Source organism: Pseudoduganella sp. GW821-FHT12E03 (genome assembly GCF_058807115.1).
The window spans coordinates 316,092-340,131 of the sequence record NZ_JBXAQJ010000005.1 but is presented as its reverse complement, the minus strand read 5'-3'; the positions used below and the strand labels follow the sequence as shown (position 1 = coordinate 340,131).

At 62.5% G+C, this 24,040-nt stretch carries 20 protein-coding genes; 11 read left to right on the top strand and 9 right to left on the bottom strand.

What is annotated here, in order from left to right; genetic code table 11:
- The first annotated feature begins 1 nt into the window (after position 1).
- The 5 genes from nirB (at position 2) to AC1RRC_RS15000 (ending at position 8,755) form a co-directional block, all read left to right on the top strand.
- Positions 2–2,536 (top strand): nitrite reductase large subunit NirB, encoded by a 2,535-nt coding sequence (gene nirB / locus AC1RRC_RS15020; protein ID WP_493056290.1) that lies wholly within the window; start codon positions 2–4, stop codon positions 2,534–2,536.
- Between the two features lie 92 nt (positions 2,537–2,628).
- The gene (gene nirD, locus AC1RRC_RS15015; protein WP_493056289.1) at positions 2,629–2,976 is read left to right on the top strand and encodes a nitrite reductase small subunit NirD; all 348 of its coding nucleotides are present in this window, start codon (positions 2,629–2,631) and stop codon (positions 2,974–2,976) included.
- A gap of 2 nt (positions 2,977–2,978) precedes the next feature.
- On the top strand, positions 2,979–4,187 hold the full coding sequence (locus tag AC1RRC_RS15010) for an NAD(P)/FAD-dependent oxidoreductase (protein WP_493056288.1): 1,209 nt from the start codon (positions 2,979–2,981) through the stop codon (positions 4,185–4,187).
- Positions 4,188–4,310: 123 nt separating this feature from the next.
- Positions 4,311–7,037, top strand: a complete 2,727-nt coding sequence (locus AC1RRC_RS15005; RefSeq protein WP_493056287.1) for a molybdopterin-dependent oxidoreductase — start codon at positions 4,311–4,313, stop codon at positions 7,035–7,037.
- 347 nt (positions 7,038–7,384) lie between these two features.
- Positions 7,385–8,755 carry a glutamine synthetase family protein gene (locus AC1RRC_RS15000; RefSeq protein WP_493056286.1) on the top strand — a complete coding sequence of 457 codons (1,371 nt, stop codon included), beginning with the start codon at positions 7,385–7,387 and terminating at the stop codon, positions 8,753–8,755.
- A gap of 9 nt (positions 8,756–8,764) precedes the next feature.
- Here AC1RRC_RS15000 and pdxR read toward each other — a convergent pair whose 3' ends face one another.
- Positions 8,765–10,438 (bottom strand): MocR-like pyridoxine biosynthesis transcription factor PdxR, encoded by a 1,674-nt coding sequence (gene pdxR, locus AC1RRC_RS14995; protein ID WP_493056285.1) that lies wholly within the window; start codon positions 10,436–10,438, stop codon positions 8,765–8,767.
- 90 nt (positions 10,439–10,528) lie between these two features.
- Here pdxR and AC1RRC_RS14990 point away from each other — a divergent pair, with 90 nt between their 5' ends.
- The 4 genes from AC1RRC_RS14990 (at position 10,529) to AC1RRC_RS14975 (ending at position 15,748) form a co-directional block, all read left to right on the top strand.
- On the top strand, positions 10,529–11,281 hold the full coding sequence (locus AC1RRC_RS14990) for a gamma-glutamyl-gamma-aminobutyrate hydrolase family protein (protein WP_493056284.1): 753 nt from the start codon (positions 10,529–10,531) through the stop codon (positions 11,279–11,281).
- 62 nt (positions 11,282–11,343) lie between these two features.
- On the top strand, positions 11,344–12,714 hold the full coding sequence (locus AC1RRC_RS14985; protein WP_493056283.1) for a glutamine synthetase family protein: 1,371 nt from the start codon (positions 11,344–11,346) through the stop codon (positions 12,712–12,714).
- A gap of 20 nt (positions 12,715–12,734) precedes the next feature.
- Complete coding sequence (locus tag AC1RRC_RS14980; RefSeq protein WP_493056282.1) at positions 12,735–14,117, top strand: aspartate aminotransferase family protein; 1,383 nt, start codon at positions 12,735–12,737, stop codon at positions 14,115–14,117.
- Positions 14,118–14,260: 143 nt separating this feature from the next.
- Positions 14,261–15,748 carry an aldehyde dehydrogenase gene (locus AC1RRC_RS14975; RefSeq protein ID WP_493056281.1) on the top strand — a complete coding sequence of 496 codons (1,488 nt, stop codon included), beginning with the start codon at positions 14,261–14,263 and terminating at the stop codon, positions 15,746–15,748.
- A gap of 112 nt (positions 15,749–15,860) precedes the next feature.
- On the opposite strand, the gene panB is transcribed toward AC1RRC_RS14975, so the two are convergent.
- The 8 genes from panB to AC1RRC_RS14935 form a co-directional block, all read right to left on the bottom strand.
- Entirely contained in the window at positions 15,861–16,742 is an 882-nt protein-coding gene (gene panB, locus AC1RRC_RS14970; RefSeq protein ID WP_493056280.1) for a 3-methyl-2-oxobutanoate hydroxymethyltransferase, read from the bottom strand.
- Between the two features lie 105 nt (positions 16,743–16,847).
- Positions 16,848–17,195, bottom strand: coding sequence for a DMT family protein (locus AC1RRC_RS14965; protein ID WP_493056279.1), 348 nt, complete (start codon positions 17,193–17,195; stop codon positions 16,848–16,850).
- An 80-nt stretch (positions 17,196–17,275) separates the two neighbouring features.
- The gene (locus AC1RRC_RS14960; RefSeq protein WP_493056278.1) at positions 17,276–17,656 is read right to left on the bottom strand and encodes a 50S ribosome-binding protein YggL; all 381 of its coding nucleotides are present in this window, start codon (positions 17,654–17,656) and stop codon (positions 17,276–17,278) included.
- The gene (gene folK / locus AC1RRC_RS14955) at positions 17,653–18,174 is read right to left on the bottom strand and encodes a 2-amino-4-hydroxy-6-hydroxymethyldihydropteridine diphosphokinase (RefSeq protein ID WP_493056277.1); all 522 of its coding nucleotides are present in this window, start codon (positions 18,172–18,174) and stop codon (positions 17,653–17,655) included. Before folK ends, AC1RRC_RS14960 begins: the two co-directional genes overlap by 4 nt.
- Positions 18,164–19,543 carry a polynucleotide adenylyltransferase PcnB gene (gene pcnB / locus AC1RRC_RS14950; RefSeq protein WP_493056276.1) on the bottom strand — a complete coding sequence of 460 codons (1,380 nt, stop codon included), beginning with the start codon at positions 19,541–19,543 and terminating at the stop codon, positions 18,164–18,166. Before pcnB ends, folK begins: the two co-directional genes overlap by 11 nt.
- Positions 19,536–20,207 carry a histidinol-phosphatase gene (locus AC1RRC_RS14945; protein WP_493056512.1) on the bottom strand — a complete coding sequence of 224 codons (672 nt, stop codon included), beginning with the start codon at positions 20,205–20,207 and terminating at the stop codon, positions 19,536–19,538. Before AC1RRC_RS14945 ends, pcnB begins: the two co-directional genes overlap by 8 nt.
- Complete coding sequence (gene hda, locus AC1RRC_RS14940) at positions 20,207–20,875, bottom strand: DnaA regulatory inactivator Hda (protein WP_493056275.1); 669 nt, start codon at positions 20,873–20,875, stop codon at positions 20,207–20,209. Before hda ends, AC1RRC_RS14945 begins: the two co-directional genes overlap by 1 nt.
- Before the next feature lie 30 nt (positions 20,876–20,905).
- Positions 20,906–21,988 (bottom strand): AI-2E family transporter, encoded by a 1,083-nt coding sequence (locus AC1RRC_RS14935; protein ID WP_493056274.1) that lies wholly within the window; start codon positions 21,986–21,988, stop codon positions 20,906–20,908.
- 137 nt (positions 21,989–22,125) lie between these two features.
- On the opposite strand from AC1RRC_RS14935, the gene purM reads away from it, so the two are divergent.
- Both purM and AC1RRC_RS14925 read left to right on the top strand, forming a co-directional pair.
- Positions 22,126–23,169, top strand: a complete 1,044-nt coding sequence (purM, locus tag AC1RRC_RS14930; protein WP_493056273.1) for a phosphoribosylformylglycinamidine cyclo-ligase — start codon at positions 22,126–22,128, stop codon at positions 23,167–23,169.
- A gap of 113 nt (positions 23,170–23,282) precedes the next feature.
- Complete coding sequence (locus AC1RRC_RS14925; RefSeq protein ID WP_493056272.1) at positions 23,283–24,038, top strand: hypothetical protein; 756 nt, start codon at positions 23,283–23,285, stop codon at positions 24,036–24,038.
- Positions 24,039–24,040: the final 2 nt, after the last annotated feature.

Genomic DNA, 24,040 nt, shown 5'->3' with positions numbered 1-24,040 from the left:
CATGAAAATCATCGTCATCGGCCACGGCATGGTAGGCCACAAGTTCCTGGAAAGCCTGGCGACGCACAAGGCGCCTGGCACTAACGTGCAAGTGACGGTGCTGTGTGAAGAACCCCGTCCGGCGTACGACCGCGTACACCTGTCGGAATTCTTTGCCGGGAAAAGCGCGGATGACTTGTCGCTGGTGAAGGAAGGCTTCTTCGACCGTGACGACATGGTGCTGCGCTTGAATACCCGCGCTACCGTGATCGATCCGGCCGCCAAGACCGTGACGACCAATGACGGTGATGTTCTGTCTTACGACAAGCTGGTGCTGGCCACCGGTTCCTATCCTTTCGTGCCACCGCTGCCAGGCAAGGACCGCAAGGATTGCTTCGTGTATCGCACCATTGAAGACCTGGAAGCCATGTCGGAATGCGGCGCCCGCTCGAAGACCGGTGTGGTGATCGGCGGCGGCTTGCTGGGCCTGGAGTGCGCCAAGGCGCTGCGCGACATGAACCTGGAAACCCACGTGGTGGAATTCGCACCGCGCCTGATGGCGGTGCAGGTCGATGATGGCGGCGCCCGCATGCTGCGCTCGAAGATCGAAGCGCTGGGCGTGACGGTGCACACGGCGAAAAACACCACCGCCATCGTGAACGGTGAAAGCGGTACGCACCGCCTGGAATTCTTTGACGGTTCGCACCTTGATGCCGACATGGTGGTGTTCTCCGCCGGTATCCGTCCACGCGACATGCTGGCCAAGGAATGCGGCCTGGAAATCGGCGCGCGCGGTGGCATCGTGATCGACAACAATTGCCTGACGTCCGACCGCGACATTTACGCGATTGGCGAATGCGCACTGTGGGGCGGCCTGATTTTCGGCCTGGTGGCGCCGGGCTATGAAATGGCCCGCGTGGCCGTCAAGCACATGCTGGGCGAGGCGGCTGAGTTCAACGGCGCCGACATGAGCACCAAGTTGAAATTGATGGGCGTCGATGTGGCATCGATCGGCGACCCGCATGGCAAGGAAGAGGGGGCGCGTTCGTACCAGTTCATGGATGAACGCAAGCAGGTGTACAAGAAAATCGTCGTGTCGAGCTGCGGCCGCTACCTGCTCGGTGGCGTGCTGGTGGGCGACGCCAGCGAATATGGCACCTTGCTGCAAATGATGCTGAACAAGATGGAATTGCCGGAATCGCCGGAATTCCTGATCTTGCCGCAATCCGATGGCAAGGCCCGGCCGGGCCTGGGCGTGGATGCGCTGCCGGACACCGCGCAAATCTGTTCGTGCAACGACGTGTCGAAAGGCGCGCTGTGCGAAGCCGTGGCCGGCGGCTGCACCACGATCGGTTCGCTGAAGAGCTGCACCAAGGCCGGCACGGCCTGCGGCGGCTGCGTGCCGCTGGTGACGCAAGTGATGAAGGCCGAGATGAAAAAACTCGGCATGGATGTCAACAACCACGTATGCGAACACTTTGCCTACTCGCGCCAGGAACTGTTCCACCTGATCAAAGTCGGCAATATCCGCAGCTTCGGCCAATTGATCGAGCAGCACGGCAAAGGCCTCGGTTGCGATATTTGCAAACCGCTGGCGGCATCGATCCTGGCATCGTGCTGGAATGACTTCGTGCTGAAGAAAGAGCACGCCAGCCTGCAGGATTCGAATGACTACTTCCTGGGCAATATCCAGAAAGACGGCACGTATTCCGTGGTGCCGCGCATGGCCGGTGGTGAAGTCACGGCCGATGGCCTGATCGCGGTCGGCACGGTGGCGAAAAAATATGGCCTGTACACCAAGATCACGGGCGGCCAGCGGGTCGACCTGTTTGGCGCCCGCGTCGAGCAATTGCCGCTGATCTGGGAAGAATTGATTGCCGCCGGCTTTGAAACCGGCCACGCGTACGGCAAGTCGCTGCGCACCGTGAAATCGTGCGTGGGCTCGACCTGGTGCCGTTACGGTGTTGATGATTCGGTGGGCCTGGCGGTTGAACTGGAAAACCGCTACAAGGGCTTGCGCGCGCCGCACAAGATCAAGTTCGGCGTGTCCGGCTGCACCCGCGAATGCGCCGAAGCGCAAGGCAAGGACGTCGGCGTGATCGCCACCGAGAAGGGCTGGAACCTGTACGTGTGTGGCAATGGCGGCATGAAGCCACGCCACGCGGAACTGATCGCGTCCGACCTGGACAAGGCTACGCTGGTGCAATACATCGACCGCTTCCTGATGTTCTACACCCGCACCGCGGACCGCCTGCAGCGTACCAGCGTATGGCGCGACAACATGGAAGGCGGCCTGGATTACCTGAAGGACGTGGTCATCAACGACAAGCTGGGGATCGCAGCGGAGCTGGAAAAAGACATGCAGCACGTGGTTGATACCTACGAATGCGAATGGAAGCTGGCCGTGACGGATCCGGAAACCCGCAAGCGCTTCCGTACCTTCGTCAACAGCGACAAGGCCGATCCGAACGTGGTCTTCATGGACGAGCGCGGCCAGATCCGCCCGGCCACGCTGGAAGAGCGCAAGGCCCGCATCATCCCGATCAAAGCAGCTTAAGTACCATGGTGCCGGGCCTTCAGGCCGGGCATCCTCATAGCAGACACAGGTGCCGGACCTTCAGGCCGGGCATCCTCAGTAAGGAGAACATCATGCATCGTGACAATATGACCGCCAACTGGACCACCGTGTGCGACCTGGCCGACATCGTGCCCAACACCGGCGTGTGCGCCCTGCTGAACGGCGAAGCCGTGGCGGTGTTCCATCTGAGCGATGGCGAGCAGCGCGTGTTTGCCGTATCCAACTTCGACCCGAATTCCAACGCCTCCGTGCTGTCGCGCGGCCTGGTCGGCAACCTCGGTGAGCGCATCGTGGTGGCCTCACCGATCTACAAGCATCACTTCGACCTGCAAACGGGCGAGTGCCTGGAAGCGCCGGAACATGCGATCGCAACGTACCCGGCGCGGATTGAAAACGGCAAAGTGCTGGTAGGGGCGTAATCATGAAGCCCGCGCTGGTAGTGATCGGCAATGGCATGGCTGGCATGCGCACCGTCGAGGAGCTGTACAAGCTCGCGCCGGACCTGTACGACATCACGGTGTTTGGCGCGGAGCCTTACGGCAATTACAACCGTATCCTGCTGTCGCCCGTACTGGCCGGCGAAAAGACGGTGGACGACATCATGCTCAATACGCGTGAATGGTACGACAGCCACAACATCACCCTGCACGCCGGCGACCCGGTGGTCCACATCGACCGTTCGCGCCGCATCGTGCGTGCGCAGTCGGGCAAGGAAGTGCGCTATGACCGCCTGCTGCTGGCGACGGGCTCGAAGCCGTTCATCATCCCGGTGCCGGGCCATGAATTGCCGGGCGTGATTGCGTTCCGTGACATCCAGGACGTGGAAACCATGCTGGAAGCGTCGCGCAACCATCGCCACGCGGTGGTGATCGGCGGCGGCTTGCTGGGACTGGAAGCGGCCAACGGCTTGATGCGCCAGGGGATGGAAGTCACGGTGGTGCATGTGACGGACAGCCTGATGAACCAGCAGCTGGACAAGCCTGCCGCGGCGCTGCTGCAAAAAGCGCTGGAGGCGCGCGGCCTGCGTTTCCTGCTCAACGCGCAGACCGCCGAGATTACCGGCCCGGACCGCGTGACCGGCGTGCGCTTCAAGGATGGTTCCGAGATTCCCGCCGACCTGGTGGTGATGACGGCCGGTGTGCGTCCGAACATTGCGCTGGCCAAGGACGCGGGCCTGCATTGCGACCGCGCCATCGTGGTGGACGATACGCTGCAGACATACGATCCCCGTATCTATGCCGTGGGCGAATGCGTGCAGCACCGCAGCGCCACCTTTGGCCTGGTGGCGCCGATCTGGGACCAGGCGCGCGTTTGCGGCGCCCACTTGGCCGGCGCCGGCCACCGCCGCTACGTCCAGCAAGCATCGCCGACCCGCCTGAAAGTCACGGGTGTAGACTTGTATTCGGTTGGTGACTTTATCGGCGGCGAAGGCAGCGAAGACCTGGTGCTGCGCGATCCGCGCAAGGGCGTTTATAAACGCCTGGTATTGAAGGAAGGCTGCATCATCGGCGCCGTGCTGTATGGCGATGTCAAGGATGGCCCGTGGTACTTCGACCTGATCCAGAAGAAGGCCGATATCACGCGTATGCGGCAGACCTTGTTGTTTGGCGAAGAGTTAAGCGCCGCGTGACTGCATGGCGGCTTTGTAAAAGCCGCCCTACGGACCGTGGTGTGCCGAGGAACGTAGGGCGGTTTCCGCAGGAAGCCGCCATGAGTCGCCACTGAAGCAAAAATTGAAATAAGTGAGAATATCGTGAACCTGTCCACCGTCCCCCTGTCCGTACAAACCACCTGCGCCTATTGCGGCGTCGGCTGTGGCGTGAAGGCGACGCCCAAGGCTGACGGCGGTTTTGAGATTGCCGGCGACACGGCGCACCCGGCCAACGCGGGACGCCTGTGCGTCAAAGGTTCCGCATTGGGCGATACCATCAGCCTGGAAGGGCGCCTGCTGTATCCGATGGTGCGTGACCAGCGTGGTTCGGATGCGCTGCGCCGCGTCTCGTGGGATGACGCGCTGGGACAGGTGGCCGATAAATGGCAAGCCATCATCGATGAACACGGTCCGGACGCGGTGGCGCTGTATGTGTCCGGCCAGTTGCTGACGGAAGACTATTACGTCGCCAACAAATTGATGAAAGGCTACGTCGGCAGCGCCAACATCGATACCAATTCGCGCCTGTGCATGTCGTCCGCCGTGGCCGGCCACAAGCGCGCGTTTGGCGAAGACGTGGTGCCGGTCTGCTACGACGACCTGGAATCGGCGGACATGATCGTGCTGGTCGGTTCCAACGCCGCATGGTGCCATCCGATCCTGTTCCAGCGCATCGCCAAAGCCAAAGAAAAGCGTCCGGACATCAAACTGGTCGTGATCGATCCGCGCCGCACCGCCACCTGCGAACTGGCGGACTTGCACTTGCCGGTCAAACCCGGCACCGATGTCTGGCTGTTCAATGGCTTGCTGAGCTACCTGAATCAGATCGGCGCCATCGATGCCGAGTTTGTCGCGGAGCACACCAATGGCCTGGACGCCGCGCTGGCGGCTGCCGATCAGGAATGCGGCGATATCGCCAAGGTGGCCAAGACGTGCCGCGTCAGTGTCGAAGCGCTGACGGAATTTTATGAAGCGTTTGCCGCCAATGCGAAAGTCATTACCGGCTACTCGATGGGCGTGAACCAGTCATCGGCGGGGACGGATAAAGCCAATGCGATTATCAATTGCCACCTGATCGGCGGCCGTATCGGCAAGGAAGGCATGGGCCCGTTTTCCATCACCGGCCAGCCGAACGCCATGGGCGGCCGTGAAGTGGGCGGCCTGGCCAACATGCTGGCCGCGCACATGGACCTGGAAAATGCGGAACACCGCAACGCGGTGCGCACGTTCTGGGATTCGCCGCGCATGGCCGATAAAGGCGGCCTGAAAGCCGTGGACCTGTTCCACGCGATCGAAGAAGGTAAAGTCAAAGCCGTGTGGGTGATGGCGACCAACCCGGTGGTCAGCCTGCCCGATGCGGACCAGGTGCGCCGCGCGCTGGCCAAATGCGAATTGGTGGTGTCTTCCGACATCATCGAACGCACCGACACCAATGCCTTTGCCGACGTGCTGTTGCCGGCGCTGGGCTGGGGCGAGAAGGATGGCACCGTCACCAATTCCGAACGCCGCGTGTCGCGCCAGCGCGCCTTCCTGCCGGCGCCGGGCGAAGCGCGCGCGGACTGGCTGATCATTGCGCAATTCGCGCAGCGCATGGGCTATACGGGCTTCGATTTCGCCAATGCCTATGAAGTCTTCGATGAACACGCGCGCCTGTCCGCCTGGCGCAATGACGACAGCGATTTGCCGCGCAAGTTCAATATGGCCGGCCTGGCGGGCCAGGGCGCGCAAGCCTATGACGCGATGGCGCCGGTGCAGTGGCCATTGCTGGCGGGTGACAAGGAGGGCGCGAAGCGGATGTTCTTTGATGGCCGCTTCTCGCACCCGGACCGCCGGGCGCGCTTTATCGCCACCGCCCCGCGCCTGCCTGCCAACATGCCGGAAGAAGATTTTCCATTGACCCTGAACACCGGCCGCGTGCGCGACCAGTGGCACACGATGACGCGTACAGGCCGTTCCGCCAAGCTGGCCGACCACATCCCGGAATCATTCATCGACATGCACCCGCAAGATGCGCTGATTTACGGTGTACGCGAAGGCGAACTGGCGCGCATCACCAGCAAGTGGGGCGCGATGGTGGCGCGGGTGCAGCATGGCGGCGGCATTGCGCGCGGCAGCGTGTTCGTGCCCATCCACTGGAATAACCAGACTTCGTCCGATGCCCGCGTCGGTGCGCTGGTCAATCCGGTGGTGGACCCGGTGTCGGGCGAACCGGAATTCAAGCACACGCCGGTGCGCATCGAGCAATTCCGTGTGAACTGGCATGCGTTCGTGCTGTCGCGCACGGAACTGAACCTGGAGAGTGTGGCGCACTGGACCCGTATCCAGGGCAAGGAATTCGCCCGCTATGAAATGGCCGGGCGCAAGAACATCGATGATTTCACGGCCTGGGCGCGCGAATTGCTGGGCGTGACCGACCCGGACGCCGACTGGCTCGAATATGCCGACAAGAGCGAGCGCATGTACCGCGCCGTGCACGTGGTGAATGACCGCATCGAACAGTGCGTGTTCCTGTCTCCGCGCCTGGATTTACCGGCGCGCGGCTGGCTGGCCGGCTTGTTCGCGGAAGAGACGCTGTCCGATCTGGACCGTGCCGGTTTGCTGATCGGACGTCCGATGAAACAAGGCGTCGATGCGGGCCCGACCGTGTGTTCGTGCTTTGGCGTGGGCCGCAATACGATTTGCTCGGCGATCCGCGACAAGGATTTGAAATCCGTGCCGGAAGTCACGGCGTGCGTGAAGGCGGGCGGCAATTGCGGCTCGTGCGTGCCGGAACTGAAGAAAATCCTGATTGAAACGCGGGCGGAAATCAGCGCGGAAATGCCGGCCTGAGCCACCCGGGGCGGCCACCGGTCCGCCCTGGCGTCACCGGTCGCGCCGTCCGGTGGACGCTGCCATGCAATGGGTATTGCAATACTGGCAGCATTGATACTCGTGCATGACATGTTGCGCGTTCGTTCCCGGCGTAAAAATGTGATAAATTGGCTTATCGCTTAACAGAGGCCTCTGCCCAGAGACTGACGCCATGCGCCGTGCCATCGCATCAAGCCCCGCCAGCCACTCGTACCAGGAACGCATTCCTTAGGTACGCCCAGTCCTAGTCTGCACACACGAGGTGCGCGGCCCTGCATTTCCCCATTCCCTGGCCGCGTCCGATCAAGACATCAAGCGAGACTGATATGGCTATCCGGGAAAATTTTACGTACACCGACATGGATGTGTGGCTCAACGAAAACCGGGTCACGGAAATCGAATGCCTGGTGCCTGACCTGACCGGCGTTGCGCGCGGCAAGATTTTACCGCGCGTGAAATTCACGCAAGAGCGGGGCATGCGCATTCCAGAGGCCGTGCTGGGCATGACCGTGACGGGTAATTATCCGACCGACGACGTGGCGTATGACCGCGCGATTTCCAATACCGACCGCGACATGATCTTGCGCGCCGACCCCACCACCATCACGATGGTGCCGTGGGCCGCCGATCCCACCGCGCAAGTGATCCACGACTGTTATTTTGCCGACGGCGCATTGGTCGATTTCGCGCCACGAACCGTACTGCGGCGCGTGCTGAAACTGTATGCCGATAAAGGCTGGCAACCGGTGGTGGCGCCGGAACTGGAATTTTACCTGACGGCGAAAAACGCCGACCCGGACTTGCCACTGAAGGCGCCGATCGGCCGCAGCGGCAGGGCGGAGACCAGCCGCCAGGTGTACAGCATCGACGCGGTCAATGAATTCGATCCGCTGTTCGAAGATATCTACGATTACTGCGATTTAATGGGGCTGGACGTCGATACCCTGATCCATGAAATCGGCGCGGGCCAGATGGAAATCAACTTCCTGCACGGCGAACCATTGAGCCTGGCGGACAAGGTGTTCTTCTTCAAGCGCACCTTGCGCGAAGCCGCCCTCAAGCACGACATGTATGCGACCTTCATGGCCAAGCCGATGGCGGGCGAGCCGGGTTCGGCCATGCACGTGCACCAGAGTGTCTCGGACATCAAGACCGGCAAGAACATCTTCAGCAATGAAGACGGTTCGCCGTCGCAATTGTTCAAGCATTACATCGGCGGCTTGCAGCGCTATATGCCGCCGGCGCTGGCCATTGTGGCGCCCTACGTGAATTCCTACCGCCGCCTGGTGCGGCACACCGCCGCGCCGATCAACATTCAATGGGGCGTGGATAACCGTACCGTGGGTTTCCGGGTGCCGGAATCCGGCGTCCAGGACCGGCGCGTGGAAAACCGCATTATCGGCGCCGACGCCAATCCTTACCTGGCGCTGGCAGTGACCCTGGCCTGCGGTTACCTCGGCATGACGGAACAGCTGGAGCCGAACGCCGCCACCACCGGCAGCGCCTATGAATTGCGCTATGAATTGCCGCAAAGCCTGTCGGAAGCATTGTCCGCGCTGCGCCGCGAAGACAAGCTGCGCTTCGTGCTGGGTGACCGCTTCATTGACGTGTATGCGGCGATCAAGGACCTGGAGTACCAGGAATTCATGACGGTGATCAGTCCGTGGGAGCGCGAGCACTTGCTGCTGCACGTGTGATGGCCGGGCCTAGCGCAGTACCGCCTCCCGGATCAGCGCCGCCAGCACCTTGCCGTAACGCTCGATCTTTTCTTCCGTCACGTACGCATAGCCCACCAGTAATCCTTTGCGGATGGGCGGCGCGAGGTAATAGATCGACAGGGCATTGACCGACAGTCCCGCTGCTCGTGCCGTGCCATGCAGCGCCACGTCGTCGGCCCAATCAGGCAATTCCACCACCAGGTGCAGGCCCGATTCCTGGCGGCTGATGGTGGCCAACTGGGCGGCGTCCGTCCCCAGGTGCCGGGACAAGGCATGCCGCAACAGTTCGCGCCGCGCGCCGTACGTGTGCCGCAGCTTGCGCACATGGGTGGTGAAGTGGCCCAGTGCGATAAAGTCCGCCAGGGTCGCTTGCACCATCATCTGGCCGGGACGCTGCAAGTCATACAGCGCGCTTTTGAACGGTTCCACCAGCGTTGGCGGCGCCACCAGGTAGCCGACTTTGATGCCCGGGTACAGCACCTTGGAAAAGGTACCCATGTAAACCACGCGGTTGCCGCCATCCAGGCCTTGCAGCGAAGCGAGGGGACGGCCGCTGTAGCGGAACTCACTGTCGTAATCGTCTTCGAGAATCCAGGCGTTTTTGCGCGCCGCCGCTTCCAGCAAGGCGCGGCGCCGGGCCAGGCTCATGACGGCGCCGGTCGGGTACTGGTGCGACGGCGTGACGTACACCAGGCGCGGCGTTGTTGCCAGGTCGTCCGCGTCGAGAGCCATGCCGTCTTCATCGACGGTGACCGGATGCAAATGCAGGTCGCGCGCCTGGAACACGCGGCGCGCGCCCCAGTAGCACGGGTCTTCCACCCAGGCGGTATCGCCCGCATCGGCCAGCAATTGCGCGCACAGGTCCAGTGACTGCTGGGTGCCGGACGTGATCAGCACCTGTTCCACCGACACGCTGACGGAACGCGACAGGCGTAAATATTCCGTGATGGCGCGGCGCAGCGGCAGGTAGCCGCCGGACTGGCCATAGTCGAGCAAATCGGCACGGCCATCGCGCCACACGCGGTTTTGCAGGCGTTGCCACTGCTTGACGGGGAACGATGAAAAATCCGGTTCGCCCGGCGCGAAGGGCTGGATTTCATAGCGGGCGCCGGCGGCAAATTGCGTCAGTTCCATGCCGCGCCGCGACAGCGTGGCGGCTGAGGGCAATGCCGCCGCATCGTCTGCGTCGTTGCCCGCCCATGCCGCGTGCCGGCCGGCGTTCGCCGCATCGGCTGTGCCGAGGGCACTGACCGCAATCTTGCTTGCACGCGCCACAGTGGCAGGGCGTACTGCCTCTGTGGCGTGGGCGACATCCTGCTCACCGCGCGGCGCTTGTTCGATCGGTCTTGTGGTCCGGATGTTGCGTTCTCCGCGCTGTGCGCGCGCCATCGCTTTTAAATCCGCGACATAGGTCCCGCTGCCTGCTACGCTGACCACATAGCCTTCCGCCGCCAATTGCTCAAAAGCGGCAATGACGGTATTGCGTGCAATCCCCAGGTCGGCGGCGAGGTCGCGGCTCGATGGCAGCTTGCTGCCGGCCGCCAGCCGGTTCTGGTAAATCGCCGCCTTGGCGGCTTCATACAGGCGGCGCTGGCGTGGCAGGCGGGACTGGAAGTCCGCTTGCGCCAACGTGGCGGCCAGCATTTCCGAGACGGGCGTCATAAAGTGGTTCTATCGATTTGCTAAAAGTGGCGCTCGTCATCATACCAAAACAGGCATATGATGGAACCAGCTTAACAAATATGCCATCCCATGCGCCACCCCATCGTCCTTGTTCCATCGTGCAGCCACCAGATCGGTGCGCATCCGTATTACGCCGCGCAGCACAAGTATGTGGATGCCGTCGTCAAGGGGGCGGCCTGCACGCCGCTGATCGTGCCGGCGCTGGGCGGCGCCATGGATCTCGCCGCGCTGCTGGCCATCGCCGATGGCGTCATGCTGACCGGGGCGCCGTCGAATGTGCATGCCGGCCTGTATGGGCAGCCGGTGCGCGATCCGTCGCTGCCGCAAGACCCCGCCCGCGACGCCACGACGTTACCCCTGATCCGCGCGGCCCTGGAGCGGGGCTTGCCGATGCTGGCGATTTGCCGTGGCTTCCAGGAAGTCAACGTGGCGTTGGGCGGCACCCTGCACCAGGCTGTGCATGAGGTGCCGGGCTTGAACGACCACCGCGAAAGCAAGGACCAGCCGCTGGCGATGCAATACGCGCCGGCGCACAAGGTCCGGCTGCAGGCGGATGGGATGCTGGCGCGTCTGCTGGACGGTGCGCGCGATATCGCTGTCAATTCCCTGCATGGCCAGGGCATCGCCAACCTGGCGCCCGGCTTGCAGGTGGAAGCGCTGGCTGAAGACGGCCTGGTGGAAGCGTATTCCGTCAGCGCCGCGCCTTTTGCGCTGGCCGTGCAATGGCACCCGGAGTGGCAAGTCACCGATAACCCGGTGTCGATGCGGCTGTTTACCGCCTTTGGCGATGCCTGCCGCGCGCACCGCGACCGTATCCCCTAGCGCCCCTCTCAACCTGTGCCAACCCGGCCATGTTGGCCGGGCCTGAACCTTGAGAGGAACTTATGACGATACGCGAAAATTTTACTTACACCGACATGGATGTGTGGCTCAATGAAAACCGGGTCACGGAAATCGAATGCCTGGTGCCCGACCTGACCGGCGTTGCGCGCGGCAAGATCCTGCCACGCGGGAAATTCACGCAAGACCGCGGCATGCGCATCCCGGAAGCCGTGCTGGGCATGACGGTGACGGGCAATTACCCGACCGAAGATGACGCCTATGACCGCGCGATTTCATCGACCGACCGCGACATGGTGTTGCGGGCCGACCCCACCACCATCACGATGGTACCGTGGGCGAACGACCCGACCGCGCAAGTGATCCACGATTGCTATTTTGCCGATGGCAAGCTGGTGGATTTCGCGCCGCGCACCGTGTTGCGGCGCGTGCTGAAACTGTATGAGGATAAAGGCTGGAAGCCGGTGGTGGCGCCGGAACTGGAGTTTTACCTGACGGCGAAAAACGCCGATCCGGACTTGCCATTGAAGGCGCCGATCGGCCGCAGCGGCCGGGCGGAAACCAGCCGCCAGGTGTACAGCATCGATGCGGTCAATGAATTCGATCCGCTGTTCGAAGATATCTACGATTACTGCGATTTGATGGGGCTGGACGTCGATACGCTGATCCACGAAATCGGCGCCGGCCAGATGGAAATCAACTTCCTGCATGGCGAACCATTGAGTCTGGCCGACAAGGTGTTCTTCTTCAAGCGCACCTTGCGTGAGGCCGCGCTGAAGCACGACATGTATGCGACCTTCATGGCCAAGCCGATGGCGGGCGAGCCGGGATCGGCCATGCACGTGCACCAGAGCGTGGTCGATGCGCATACCGGCAAAAATATCTTCAGCAACAGCGACGGTTCGCCATCGTCCCTGTTCAAGCACTACATCGGCGGCTTGCAGCGCTATATGCCGCACGCGCTGGCCATCGTCGCGCCATACGTGAATTCCTATCGCCGCCTGGTGCGGCACACCGCCGCGCCGATCAACATCCAGTGGGGCGTGGATAACCGCACGGTGGGCTTCCGCGTGCCGGAATCCGGCGTGCAGGACAGGCGCGTGGAAAACCGCATCATCGGCGCCGACGCCAATCCTTACCTGGCGCTGGCAGTGACCCTGGCCTGCGGCTACCTCGGCATGACTGAACAGCTGGAACCGAACGCCGTCACCACCGGCAGCGCGTATGAACAGCGCCACGAATTGCCGCAAAGCCTGTCCGAGGCGCTGGCGGCGCTGCGGCGCGAAGACAAGTTGCGGCATGTGCTGGGCGACCGCTTCATCGACGTGTATGCCGCCATCAAGGACCTGGAGTACCAGGAATTCATGACGGTGATCAGCCCGTGGGAGCGCGAGCACCTGCTGCTGCATGTGTAAGTTATCGACAGGAGAACATCATGACGACACACGATACCCATACCCTGCGTGAACTCGACCATGCGCATTACCTGCACCCGTTCACCGACCACAAGGCGCTCGGTGAAAAAGGCGTGCGCGTGATGGTGCGCGGCGAGGGGATTTATCTGTGGGATTCCGAAGGCAACAAGGTGCTGGACGGGATGTCCGGCCTGTGGTGCGTGGCGATCGGCTATGGCCGTTCGACCATGACCAAAGCCATCAGTGAACAGATCGATACGCTGCCGTTCTATAACAGCTTCTTCAACACCACCACGGTGCCGGCGGTGAACCTGGCGCACCGCCTGTCGCAACTGGCCCCGCCCGGATTCCAGCACGTGTTTTTCACGGGCTCCGGTTCGGAAGCCAATGACACCAATGTGCGCATGGTGCGCCGCTACTGGGACTTGCAGGGTTACCCGGAGCGCCACGTCATCATCAGCCGCCACAATGCGTACCACGGCAGCACGATGGCGGGGGCGTCGCTGGGCGGCATGAGCGGCATGCACGAGCAGGGCGGCTTGCCGATTCCCGGCATCGTGCATATCGGCCAGCCCAACTATATCGAGTCCGGCGTCGGCATGACGCGCGAGGAATTCGGCGTCAAGGCCGCTTCCTGGCTGGAAGAAAAAATCCTCGAGGTGGGCGTGGACAAGGTCGCCGCGTTCATTGCCGAGCCGGTGCAGGGCGCCGGCGGCGTGGTGATTCCGCCCGATACCTACTGGCCGGAAATCCGCCGCATCTGCGACAAATACAGCGTCTTGCTGATTGCCGATGAAGTCATCACCGGCTTTGGCCGCCTGGGCCGCTGGTTTGCGTCGGAGCCGTACAAGCCTGACCTGATCACGTTTGCCAAAGGCGTCACGTCCGGCTACATCCCGCTGGGCGGCGTGCTGGTGTCGGACCGCGTGGCCGACGTGCTGATCCGGCAGGGCGGTGAATTCAACCATGGCTTCACGTATTCCGGCCATCCGGTCGCGTGCGCGGCGGCGCTGGAAAACCTGCGCATCATCGAATCGGAAAACCTGGTGGGCCGGGTGGCCGGAGAAGCCGGCGCTTACCTGAAGCAGCGCTTTACCGCACTGGCGGACCATCCGCTGGTGGGCGTGGCGGAGACCTGCGGTTTTGTCGCGGGGCTGAACCTGGTCAAGCGCAAGGCGGAAAACGTGCATTACCAAGTGGCGTTCGATCCGGCGCTGTCCGTGGGCATGGTGTGCCGCGCGCACATGTTCAACAACGGCGTCATCATGCGCGCCGTTGGCGACCGCATGATCATTGCACCGCCGCTGGTGATGACGCATGCGCAAATCGATGAAATGGTGGACCTGATCCGCCACGCGCTGGACCTGACGCTGGCCGAAGTCAAACAGCGCGGCTGGCTATAAACCGATGTCACACCCTGGGGTCAGACCCCCAATGTGACAAAAGTAGACATCTGCTGCGAAAAAATGTCTGCTTTTGTCATAAATGGGGTCTGACCCCAGGTGTGACATGCGTTGCTGTTAAGAAAAACGGTAGAGGAGAGAACATGGCAGACATTAACTGGCACGAACGTGCCGCCGCGTTGAACATCGACGGCCGCGCCGTTATCAATGGCCAGCGCGTCTGGTCGCGCACGGAACAGCGCTTCGATAAAGCATCCCCGATCGATGGCCGCAAGCTGGCCGAAGTGGCGCGCTGCGGCGAGGCGGATATTGACGCCGCCGTGGCGGCCGCCCGCGCCGCCTTTGACGATGGCCGCTGGGCCAACGTGGCCCCGGCGCAGCGCAAGCGCACCTTGATCCGCTTTGCCGATCTGATGGTGCAGCACAAGGACGAACTGGCGCTGCTGGAAACGCTCGACATGGGAAAGCCGATCAAATACAGCCAGAGCGTGGACGTGGCGCTGGCCGCCAATTGCGTGCGCTGGTATGGCGAAGCGATCGACAAGATCTACGATGAAATCGCGCCGACCGCCGGCAATTCGCTGGCGCTGGTGACGCGCGAACCGGTTGGTGTGGTGGGCGCCATCATCCCGTGGAATTACCCGATGCTGATGGCGGCATGGAAGATCGGCCCGGCGCTGGCGGCGGGCAACAGCGTGGTGCTGAAGCCGTCCGAGAAGGCGCCGTTGACGTCGATGCGGCTGGCCGAACTGGCGCTGGAAGCGGGCATTCCGCCCGGCGTGTTCAATGTGGTGCCGGGCTACGGCAACGAGGCGGGCAGCGCGCTGGCCTTGCACATGGATGTCGACACCATCGGCTTCACGGGTTCGACCCGCACCGGCAAATTGATCATGCAAATGGCGGGGCAGTCGAATTTGAAGCGGGCCTGGACGGAACTGGGCGGCAAGTCAGCCAATATCGTCTGCGCCGATTGCCCGGACCTCGACGCGGCGGTGTCGGCCGCGATCGGCTCGATTTATTTCAACCAGGGCGAAAGCTGCAACGCGCCCTCGCGCCTGTTTGTCGAAGCCAGCATCCGCGATGCCTTCATGGAAAAAGCGCTGAAACTGATCCCCGCGCACATGCCGGGCGATCCGCTCGACCAGGCCACGGAAATGGGCGCGCTGGTCGACGACATGCAGATGAACACGGTGTTGGGCTATATCGAATCGGGCAAGGCGGAAGGGGCGCGGTTGCTGGCGGGCGGTGAACGGGTACGCACGGAGTCCGGCGGCTACTATGTGGCGCCGACCCTGTTCGACCAGGTGAACCCGAACATGCGCATCGCGCAGGAAGAGATCTTCGGGCCGGTGCTGTCGGTGCTGACCTTCACCGATGTGCACGAGGCGGTGCGCCAGGCCAATGCCACGCCCTATGGCTTGCATGCGGCGGTATGGACCGCCAACCTGACGAAAGCCATCCAGGTTTCGCGCGCATTGCGCGCCGGGACCGTGCACGTGAACCAGTATGACGGCGACGACATCACGGTGCCGTTCGGCGGCTATAAACAGTCAGGCAATGGACGCGACAAGTCGCTGCATGCGTTCGACAAGTACACGGAGTTGAAGACGACCTGGATCCAGGTCGGATGACGTAGCGGCCAAATCCAGTGGCGTAAGCCGCTATCTCACAATGCGTAGGGCGGTTTCCGCCAAAGGCGGAAGCCGCCATGCCCGCGCCACCGGTATGGCATGCCGCAGTGGATCAGAAGCAGTGTTCCAACGCCGGGAAACTGCCATCCTTCACCGCCGCCACATAAGCGCTGACAGCGGCGCCGATGCTGGCCTGGCCTTCCATGAAGTTGCGCACGAAGCGCGCCTTACGGCCCGGGAATACACCCAGCGCATCGTGCATGACCAGCACCTGGCCGGAGCAATCCGGACCGGCGCCAATGCCGATGGTGGGAATTGCCAGCAGCTCCGTGACTTCCTTGCCCAGCGCGGTCGGAATGGCTTCCAGCACCAGCAAGGTGGCGCCGGCGGCCTGCAGTTTCAATGCGTCGGATTTCAGCAAGTCCGCGCTTTCGGCGGTCTTGCCTTGCACTTTGTAGCCGCCCAGCTGGTGCACCGATTGCGGCGTCAGGCCCAGGTGGGCGCAGACCGGGATCGAGCGCTCCGTCAGGAAGCGCACGGTGTCCACCAGCCAGGCACCGCCTTCGATTTTCACCATGTGCGCGCCGGCCTGCATCAGTTTGACGGCGTTGGCGAACGCTTCTTCCTTGGTGGCATAGGTACCGAACGGCATGTCGGCCAGCACCAGCGCCGACTTGTTGCCACGGGCCACGGCACGGGTGTGGTAGGCGATGTCGTCCAGGGTGACCGGCAGGGTAGAGTCGAGGCCATTGCACACCATCCCCAGCGAATCGCCAATCAGCAGCACTTCCACGCCGCAGCTGTCCATCAGCGATGCGAAGCTGGCGTCGTAGCACGTCATCATGGCGATCTTGTCGCCGGCGGCGCGGCGCGCCATCAGCGCGGGCCCCGTCACGGCTTTGCTGGCGACCGGCTTTGCCGGTGCGGGCGTGGTGCTTGCGGCCGGCGCTGGGGTGCTGGCGGCCATTTCATTTCCTTGCAAATAACCAGACATGTGTTCCTCGATCCTCAATATCGCGGCGTTACGCTGCGGACCGCGTATTCTAACGCCGAACGGTCATTCTTTTCCGAGCGGGGGCTCGAAGTTTCTTGCTGGAAATTATGAGCGAAAGATAAAGTAGACGGCGCCGATCAGGCACAGGGCGGCCCAGATGTAGTCGGTCTTGAACGGCTGGCCCATGTAAATCATGGCAAACGGCACGAACACGGCCAGGGTGATGGCTTCCTGCATGATCTTCAACTGCGCCAGCGAGAATTGCGTATAGCCGATGCGGTTGGCCGGCACTTGCAGCAGGTATTCAAACAGCGCGATGCCCCAGCTGACGATGGCGGCGACATACCATGCCTTGGTGTTGAGGCTTTTCAGATGGCCGTACCAGGCCACGGTCATGAAAATGTTGGACAGGGTCAGCAGGCCGGCGGTTTGCAGGAGGACGGGGATGTTCATGGGATTTGTGGCGCGAAGATGTATCCCAAACGGAGACGATTGTCTCCGCTTGGGATACGGAAGGGAATTGCCGAAAGGAATTATTCGACCGACTTGAACTCGTCGTAGGTCGCATCCCGCAGCACTGCCTGCGTGACTTCCGCCACTTCCGGGCGGGCTTTCAGCCAGGCCACGGCGGCGTCGAGCTGGTCCTGCGTCAGCGAGGTTTCGCCGATCAGCATGCCGTCGGTGGTGGCGAACGGCTGGCCGCCGCCGAAGCAGGCGACGTACAGGCCATTGGCCTCGACCCATTCGATCCACGCGCCCAGCCATGCTTCGAACGCGGCGCTGTCGAGCACCTGCTTGAAGCGCACCGAGACGTCGCCGCGCAGCTGTTTATAGTCGCCCAGGTGCAGTTTCTTGCGCTGGCGGTTGTTGGTGTTGCGCAGGCGGCGCTGCGATGGTTGGCGCAGGGTGGTCATATATTCTCCTTTGTTATGGCCTGGTCTTGGACAGCGGATTCAAAGCAGCGCGCCGGCGCGCGGCCCGGGATATTGACGCCGGGGGCGACTTCCAGCAGCGGTACCAGCACGAAGGCGCGCTCGCACATGCGCGGATGCGGCACAGTCAGTGTAGGCGAGTCGATCTGTTCCTGCCCATATAACAGCAAGTCCAGGTCCAGCGTGCGGGGGGCGTTGCGGTAAGGACGTTCGCGGCCGTGCGCCTGTTCAATCGCGTGCAGCGTCTGCAGCAGGGCTTCCGCGTCGAGCGTGGTGCCGATTGCCGCCACGGCATTGACGTAATCGTCGCCGGACGAGTCGATCGGCGCGGTGCGGTACAGGCTGGAGACGGCCGTCACCACACAACCGGGGGCGCGTTCCAGGCGCGCGACCGCGTCGAGCACATTGGCGCGCGCATCGCCCAGGTTGGCGCCGATGCCGATATAGGCGGTCACCATGCCGGTAACGGAAGTGGTGGCCGCCAAGCGGTTACTCGCCATCAGGGTGGGCTGGTGCCGGTGCGCCGTCGCCGCCTTCGCGGTTGCGTGGACCGCGGCGTGGCGCGCGCTTGCGCTTCGCCGCACCGCCGCCTTGCGATTGCGTGTGCAAGCCGGCGATCAGCGCTTCGCGCGCGGTCTCGTCGCCTTCGTAGAATGCGGTCCACCACTGGCCCAGTTCCAGGTCGATTTCGCCCGAGGCGCAACGCAGCAGCAGGAAGTCGTAACCGGCGCGGAAGCGCGTGTGTTCCAGCAGCTTGTACGGGTTCTTGCCGGTGCGGCGCTCGAAGCGCGGCTGCATCGACCAGATGTCGCGCATGTCGGAACCGATCTTGCGCTGCAAGGCCAGTTTCTCGGTCTGCGAATCGAGCACGTCGTCGGCCGCCTGGTGCAATGCGGGAATCGGGAATTCGCCGGCGGCGAGATACGCGTTCCACTTTTCCAGCACCTGGTGCCACAGCAGCGACGCGAACAGGAAGCCCGGCGATACGGTCTTGCCGGCGTGGATGCGGCGGTCGGTGGAATCGAGCGCCAGGGTGACGAACTTGACGCCGAGCGGCTGTTCCAGCACCACATCCAGCAGCGGCAGCAAGCCGTGATGTAAGCCTTCCTTGCGCAATTGCTGCAGGCAGGCCAGCGCTTGGCCGGACATCAGCAACTTCAGCATTTCATCGAACACGCGGGCGGCCGGCACGTTGTTGATCAGCGGCGCCATCACGCGGATCGGCGCGCCGGTATGCGGTTCGATGGTGAATTGCAGCTTGGCGGCAAAGCGCACCACGCGCAGCATGCGCACCGGGTCTTCACGGTAGCGCGCTTCCGGCACGCCGATGATGCGCAGGGTCTTGGCGCGGATGTCTTCGATACCGCCGTGGTAATCGATCACTTCCTGCGTGGCCGGGTTGTAATACATGGCGTTGATGGTGAAGTCGCGGCGCTCGGCGTCTTCGGCCATGGTGCCAAAGGTGTTATCGCGCAGTACGCGGCCATGTTCATCCTTGGGCGCGTTGTCGACCGCGGGACCACGGAAGGTCGTCACTTCCAGCAAGTCCTGGCCAAACATCACGTGCACGATCTGGAAACGCTTGCCGATGATGAAGGCGCGCCGGAATAGCCGCTTGACCTGTTCCGGCGTGGCGTTGGTGGCGATGTCGAAGTCTTTCGGCTTCACGCCCAGCAGCAGGTCGCGCACGGCGCCACCCACCACGAAGGCCTGGAAGCCGGCTTCCTGCAAGGTGCTGGTGACCCGTACCGCGTTATTCGACAGCAGTTTCGGATCGATGCTGTGCTGTTGCGGACCCAGGATGACCGGGCCGCTGGGAGCTTCCTTGCCTTTGACGCCCAGGATTTTGCGGATCAGTTTTTTAATCATTGAACAAATTAATGGTAGGCCAGCCTTGAGCGGCGGCGTGGCTGGTCAGGGCGGCGTTCGGGTTGCAGGCAACCGGGTGCGTCACCACCGACATCAGCGGAATGTCGTTATGCGAATCGCTGTAGAAGTGCGAGCTTTCGAAGTCTTCCAGGCGTTTGCCCAGCTTTTCCAGCCAGGCTTTGGTGTGGACGACTTTGCCGGCGCCCTGGGTCGGCGTGCCCAGCAGCTTGCCGGTGATGGCGCCGTCGCTGGAAACTTCCGGCATGGCGGCAATCAGGTGTTCCACGCCCAGCGCGTCGGCGATCGGTTTCGTCACGAAGTGGTTGGTGGCGGTCACGATGGCCACCAGGTCGCCCGCGTCGAGGTGCTGCTGCAGCAACGCTTGGGCGGACGGGCGGATCGCCGGGGCAATCACTTCGCGCATGAATTGCGCCTGCATTTCATCGAGCTTGGCGCGCGGGAAGCTGGCCAGGGTGCCCAGCGAGAATTCCAGGTATTCCACCGGATCGAGCGTGCCGGCCTGGTATTGGGCGAAAAATCCCTCATTGCGGCGGGCGAATTCCGTGGCGTCGACGGCGCCGATACGGCACAGGAATTGCCCCCATTCGAAATCGGAATCAATCGGCAACAGGGTGTGGTCGAGGTCAAACAGGGCCAGTTTCATCATTTTTGAGCTTGTTCCTGCAGCCACTCGCGCAGCAGCGGCAGGGTAATCGGGCGTTGGGTTTCGAGGGAATAGCGGTCCAGCGCATCCAGCATTTCGGACAGTGAACTCATGTCACGCCGGTAATGGGAAAGCAAATAGGGTAACACGCCGGCCGACAGCGTCAATCCCCGGGCCGCCGCCGCCGTGGTCAAAGCGGCAATCTTTTCATCGTCCGTCAGGCTGTGCAGGCGGTAAATCAGGCCCCAGCCCATGCGGGTGCGCAAATCTTCACGGACCGGCAGCACGGCCGGCGCGACGGCTCCGCTGCACACCATGAAGGCGTTGTTGGCGCGGATTTCATTGAACAGCGCAAAAGCGTCGATCTGCGCCAGCGGCGACAGCTTTTCACAGTCGTCCAGCAGGTACAGGTCGATCTCCGGCGAGTACACGAATTCCGACTCGATCGAAAACGGCGAGATGTAGCGGGCGCGGTCGGCCGTGCCCAGGGCGCGCAGCAAGTGGCTTTTGCCGGCGCCCATGTCGCCCCAGATATAGGCGAAATGCTCACGCGACGAGCGGTCCTGGAATTGGCGCATCAGCGCGGCCAGTTCCGCGTTTTGCCCGATTTCGAAAGAATCGAGGGTGAGCACCGGCTCGGCGCCTAAATCCAGCACCAGTTGTTTCATTGCCTTTGCCCTTGCGTCGTCGTCATCACACTACGCATTATAAAAGCTGCTGGACAGGTAGTGGCGGCGCAAGTGCTTGAAAGCCACCATCAGCACCGCCGATGCCGGCAGCGCCAGCAGCACGCCGACAAAACCAAACAGCTGGCCGAACGCCAGCAACGCGAAAATCACCGCCAGCGGATTGAGTCCGATGCGCTCGCCCACCAGGCGCGGCGTCAGGAAGAACCCTTCGATCACCTGGCCCGCGCCATAAATCACGGCCACCGCGATCACGCCGCTCCAGTCGGTAAATTGCAGCACCGCGGCAATCAGCGCCAGCACCAGGCCCAGGCCAAAGCCGAGGTAGGGAATAAATACCAGCAAGCCGGTCAGGATACCGACCGGCAGCGCCACGTCGAAACCGGCAATCATCAGCGACACCGAGTAATACACGGCCAGCACCAGCATCACCAGCAACTGGCCGCGCAGGTATTGCGCCAGCAAGGTGTCGACTTCTTCCGCCATGGCGATGGTGCGCCCGATATAGCGGCGCGGCACGCAGTCGGCAATCCGGGCAATCACCTTGTGCCAGTCCAGCAGCAGATAAAACAGCAACACCGGCACCAGCACCACGATGAACAGCCAGCCCAGCACGGCGGTGCCGCCGGCGCGGCCCCAGACCAGCAGCGAGCGCCAGATTTCATCGCCGGACGAGGTCAGTTGCTGGGTGACCAGTTCCTTGATGCCGGCGCTGCTCATCGGCACATTCACCCCCAGTTCGCGCAGGCGCGGCACCAGGGTTTCGCTGGCCTTGGCCAGGAAGGCGGGAATTTGCGCCTGCAACAGGGGGATTTCACTTTGCAGCACGGGCAGCACGATCAGGCCCAGCGTCATGATGGCGGCGATAAACAGCACCACCACCACCACCACGGCCAGTGCGCGCGGCACGCCGATGCGGCTAATGCGCAACCGTTCCAGCCGGTCGACCCCGGGATTCAAGGCATAGGCGATGATGGCGGCGGCCAAAAAAGGCGTCAAAATCGGCCCCAGCGCCAGCAACAGCAGCCAGAATGCCACCCAAACCGCCACCCAGAATACCGTCTGCTTTTGTTCTACCGAGAGGGGAAAAGGCATAGGGTTAGGGATTTTTGGCTAAAAATGGGAGATTGAACAGGCATTTTGATAGAATAGCGGTCTTGCCGCCACCGACGCCAAAAGCGCTGGAACCGGCCACCGCCTTCTATTTTACCGCCTCCGCTGCGAAATACACCATGAGCCAAACTTCTAATGTTTCCCTGTCCTACCGTGACGCCGGCGTCGATATCGACGCGGGTGACGCTTTAGTTGATGCGATCAAGCCGTTTGCCAAGCGCACCATGCGCGAAGGCGTGATGGCCGGCATTGGCGGCTTTGGCGCCATGTTCGAGATCAGCAAGAAATACCAGGAACCGGTACTGGTGTCCGGCACCGACGGCGTCGGCACCAAGCTGAAACTGGCATTTGAACTGAACCGCCATGACACCGTCGGCATCGACTTGGTGGCCATGAGCGTCAACGACATCCTGGTGCAGGGCGCCGAACCGCTGTTTTTCCTCGACTATTTCGCCTGCGGCAAGCTGGACGTGCCACAAGCGACCGCCGTGGTCAAAGGCATCGCCCAGGGCTGCGAGCAAGCCGGCGCGGCGCTGATCGGCGGCGAAACCGCTGAAATGCCGAGCATGTACCCGGCCGGCGAATACGACCTGGCCGGTTTCGCGGTCGGCGTGGTGGAAAAGTCGAAAATCATCGACGGCACCAAGATCGCCCCGGGCGATGTGGTGCTGGGCCTGGCCTCGTCGGGCGCGCACTCGAACGGTTATTCGCTGGTACGCAAGATTATCGAAGTGGCAAAACCGGACCTGGAAGGCGACTTCCACGGCCGCAAGCTGGCCGACGTGCTGATGGAACCCACCCGCATTTACGTGAAACCGCTGCTGGCGCTGATGGCTTCCATGGAAGTCAAAGGCCTGGTGCACATCACGGGCGGCGGCCTGGTGGAAAACATCCCACGCGTGCTGCAAGACCACCTGACCTGCGAACTCGATGGCAAATCGTGGACCCTGCCACCGCTGTTCCAGTGGCTGCAGCAGCACGGCGGCGTGGCCGACGCGGAAATGCACCGTGTCTTCAACTGCGGTATCGGCATGACCGTGATCGTTTCGGCAGACAACGCGGATGCGGCCGAAGCCCAGCTGAAAGCCGCCGGCGAAACCGTGTACCGCATCGGCAAAATCCGTGCACGCCAGGATGGCGAGCACCAGACCATCGTGGTGTAATGCCGGCAAGGCGCGTTCATTGAACGCGCCAGTGATGCCCGGGAGCGGACCATGCTGTGGCATCGTCCGCTTTTTTATTGGTGGGAGCGCAGATGGCCGGATTCAGGGTAGGCATGGCAGCAGCACTGCTGGCGCTGGCGCCGTATGGCCAGGCGCAGCCGACGTTGCCGGCGACAGGCGCCGGCGTCCCGCACGACCCGCGTCCCGCGCTGGTGTTGAGCGGCGCGATTGAAATACACAATACCTTCGGCCCATGGCTCGCGCTGATTTATACGGAAGCACTGGGCCGCCTTGGCTACCGGCTCGATTACCGGCCCTATCCAGCCAAGCGTTCGAGCATGGTGTCCGACAGCGGCGAAGTGGATGGGGAAATCAACCGTGTCGCCGAATACAGCCAGATGCACCCTGAACTGGTGAAAGTGCCGGTGCCGCATTTTGCGATCCGTTTTTCCGCCTACGCGGCGCGCCCCCTGATACTTGGAAATGGCTGGCAAGCGCTGAAACAGACGGATTTTCGCGTCGAGTACCGCAATGGCGTCGCCTTGCCCAGCGCGCAATTGCCGCTGGTGGTGCCGCCGGAGCGCCTGATGGTGGCCAACAGCTCGCTGCTGGGCCTGCGCAAGCTGCAAGTGGGGCGCAGCGATATCTTTGTTGAAGTCGATGCGGTCGCTGACGCGCTGCTGGCCGCCGACGAATTCCGCGGCACGTCGATCCGTAAAATTGCGTTGATGGACAGTGCCGACGTCCATGCCCACCTGAACAAGCGCCACGCCGACCTGGCCCAGAAACTGGGCCAAGTGCTGGCGGACATGAAGAAGGAAGGCTTGATCGAGAAATACCGGATCCAGGCCGGCATTCCCCGCAATTAGCA

What these genes read in the sequence shown, in the direction of transcription:
- nirB (WP_493056290.1), top strand. Translation starts at nt 2, where the DNA reads ATGAAAATCATCGTCATCGGCCACGGCATGGTAGGCCACAAGTTCCTG.
- nirD (WP_493056289.1), top strand. Translation starts at nt 2,629, where the DNA reads ATGCATCGTGACAATATGACCGCCAACTGGACCACCGTGTGCGACCTG.
- AC1RRC_RS15010 (WP_493056288.1), top strand. Translation starts at nt 2,979, where the DNA reads ATGAAGCCCGCGCTGGTAGTGATCGGCAATGGCATGGCTGGCATGCGC.
- AC1RRC_RS15000 (WP_493056286.1), top strand. Translation starts at nt 7,385, where the DNA reads ATGGCTATCCGGGAAAATTTTACGTACACCGACATGGATGTGTGGCTC.
- pdxR (WP_493056285.1), bottom strand. Translation starts at nt 10,438, where the DNA reads ATGACGCCCGTCTCGGAAATGCTGGCCGCCACGTTGGCGCAAGCGGAC.
- AC1RRC_RS14990 (WP_493056284.1), top strand. Translation starts at nt 10,529, where the DNA reads ATGCGCCACCCCATCGTCCTTGTTCCATCGTGCAGCCACCAGATCGGT.
- AC1RRC_RS14985 (WP_493056283.1), top strand. Translation starts at nt 11,344, where the DNA reads ATGACGATACGCGAAAATTTTACTTACACCGACATGGATGTGTGGCTC.
- AC1RRC_RS14980 (WP_493056282.1), top strand. Translation starts at nt 12,735, where the DNA reads ATGACGACACACGATACCCATACCCTGCGTGAACTCGACCATGCGCAT.
- AC1RRC_RS14975 (WP_493056281.1), top strand. Translation starts at nt 14,261, where the DNA reads ATGGCAGACATTAACTGGCACGAACGTGCCGCCGCGTTGAACATCGAC.
- panB (WP_493056280.1), bottom strand. Translation starts at nt 16,742, where the DNA reads ATGTCTGGTTATTTGCAAGGAAATGAAATGGCCGCCAGCACCCCAGCG.
- AC1RRC_RS14965 (WP_493056279.1), bottom strand. Translation starts at nt 17,195, where the DNA reads ATGAACATCCCCGTCCTCCTGCAAACCGCCGGCCTGCTGACCCTGTCC.
- AC1RRC_RS14960 (WP_493056278.1), bottom strand. Translation starts at nt 17,656, where the DNA reads ATGACCACCCTGCGCCAACCATCGCAGCGCCGCCTGCGCAACACCAAC.
- folK (WP_493056277.1), bottom strand. Translation starts at nt 18,174, where the DNA reads ATGGCGAGTAACCGCTTGGCGGCCACCACTTCCGTTACCGGCATGGTG.
- pcnB (WP_493056276.1), bottom strand. Translation starts at nt 19,543, where the DNA reads ATGATTAAAAAACTGATCCGCAAAATCCTGGGCGTCAAAGGCAAGGAA.
- AC1RRC_RS14945 (WP_493056512.1), bottom strand. Translation starts at nt 20,207, where the DNA reads ATGAAACTGGCCCTGTTTGACCTCGACCACACCCTGTTGCCGATTGAT.
- hda (WP_493056275.1), bottom strand. Translation starts at nt 20,875, where the DNA reads ATGAAACAACTGGTGCTGGATTTAGGCGCCGAGCCGGTGCTCACCCTC.
- AC1RRC_RS14935 (WP_493056274.1), bottom strand. Translation starts at nt 21,988, where the DNA reads ATGCCTTTTCCCCTCTCGGTAGAACAAAAGCAGACGGTATTCTGGGTG.
- purM (WP_493056273.1), top strand. Translation starts at nt 22,126, where the DNA reads ATGAGCCAAACTTCTAATGTTTCCCTGTCCTACCGTGACGCCGGCGTC.
- AC1RRC_RS14925 (WP_493056272.1), top strand. Translation starts at nt 23,283, where the DNA reads ATGGCAGCAGCACTGCTGGCGCTGGCGCCGTATGGCCAGGCGCAGCCG.